The sequence below is a fragment of the Cytophagia bacterium CHB2 genome (assembly GCA_030263535.1).
In the GTDB taxonomy this organism is placed as follows: Bacteria; Zhuqueibacterota; Zhuqueibacteria; order Zhuqueibacterales; family Zhuqueibacteraceae; genus Coneutiohabitans.
Genome location: SZPB01000671.1, coordinates 1 through 1,644, shown reverse-complemented (window position 1 = coordinate 1,644; position 1,644 = coordinate 1). Strand labels below are relative to the sequence as shown.

2 protein-coding genes are annotated in these 1,644 nt (G+C 54.0%); both read right to left on the bottom strand.

The genetic code is table 11. From position 1 onward, the window contains the following. On the bottom strand, window positions 1-1,062 hold a 1,062-nt coding region (locus FBQ85_30095), incomplete at its 3' end, for a hypothetical protein (GenBank protein ID MDL1879384.1). A gap of 198 nt (window positions 1,063-1,260) precedes the next feature. Further along, window positions 1,261-1,644 (bottom strand): response regulator (locus FBQ85_30090; GenBank protein MDL1879383.1); only part of this gene is annotated, 384 nt, incomplete at its 5' end.

Below are 1,644 nucleotides of genomic sequence, written 5' to 3'. Positions count from 1 at the left end.
GGCGCTATTGACGACGATGATGCCTTTGCTCACCGCAATTTCCGCGGCTTTGGTGATGATGGCGGTTTTGCCGTCCATGTCGGCCGGCGTATAATTTGTTTGCCCAAGGTCGAATTCGCTATAGCCGAGCGAAGTCGACGTCACTTCCACACCCCTCTGTTCCATCCATTCCATTGCGGCAACCCAATAATCTTCCTCGGCGTGCGTTTCTGTGGGAAGATGTTCTGTTTTGGCAAGAATGAAATGGGCGCTGAATGCCGGGCCGATGAGCTGGCCCTCTTGAAAACCGCCCAACACCGAAAATGTCTGCGTCCCATGATTGTCCTGATCGGAACGGTCGCCGGTTTCATTGCGGGTTACATCGTCGCCTTCAACAAAATCGCGCTCGGCAATAATGCGATTCTTGAGATGTTGAAACGCTTCATGCGCCTGCCAGCGAAAACCGCTGTCGAACATGCCAACCAGCACGCCGCGGCCGGAAATGCCGGCGTCGTGCAAATCCGTGGCGCGAATTTGTTCCATCTGCGTCAATGACGGGCCATAGGAAAACCGGTGCGGTGCGCCGGCTTTTTGAGGCGAGCTGCCCCGATCTTCCTGCGCGCCAGGCGACGGCGGAGTTTGCAAGGAAGCCACCGGACGAACGGAGTCGACGAACGGCAGTTGTTGCACGGTTTTGATTTGTTCCGGCCTCGCCTTTATGGTCAGGGCATTCAACCAGCGCGAAATCGTGATGGGCTTCAGGCCGTACCGGCTCAACTCGTCGATGTACGGCTGATAAACCTCGACATCAGTTTGATCGACGAGGGCGCCGGGCGCCAATACTTTGGCGCGGCGCGCCAGGGCGCGTTGCGACAGCCGCGCTTTGGCATTCTCCAACGCTGCGGCATTTTTCGCAAGTACACGGGGACCTTTGTCTTTTAAAAATATCCAAACTTTTTGGCCTTCATCGGCGGCGGTAGAGGAAGGGTTTCCGCTGGTGAGCGTGTCAGGCAACATGAACAGCGCCAGGCAACCAAGACAAAGCGAAAGGGCAAGCATTCGACGTGACATGAAGAGTCGCATAAATAATAACCATTTCGAATTATAAATATGAAACCACCCGAAAAACAGCACAAGACAGCCGCAGCAATCTTTATGGCTGCAGAAAATAGATAAACCGGCCTGAAAAAGCAAGGGGCAACACAGCGAGTGGTCAAACAAAAAGGCCGGACTTCGTTGCAAACGAAATCCGGCCTTTGTGAGTTCCAGCACACAACAAAGTTATGACAACTCAGACACGCTCATCCCGTTTTCCACTTCGGCGTCTTCGCCGTTGGCATCAAAGATGAATGGCCGGGGCAGCGCCAATACACGCTGAACGCGTGTGAGCAACTCATCGGAATCGATCTGGCGATCGATCCATCCGTCGGCGCCATTCTCTTGCAGGGCGCAGCCCAGGCGCTCGTCGCCGTCGGTCACGGCAAGAATTTGAACCCGTTTGTGTTTGTGTTTAATTTTTTGGATGAGCTTGCCGGCTGATTTGCCATTTTGATTGAAGCGGCTGTAATGCGCATCTAACAACAACAAATTCGGGCGCTTCCTCCTCAAAAGCCGCATCAGCGATACTTCGTTCTCAGCAATGTCAATCCGGTAACCCGCGCAAAG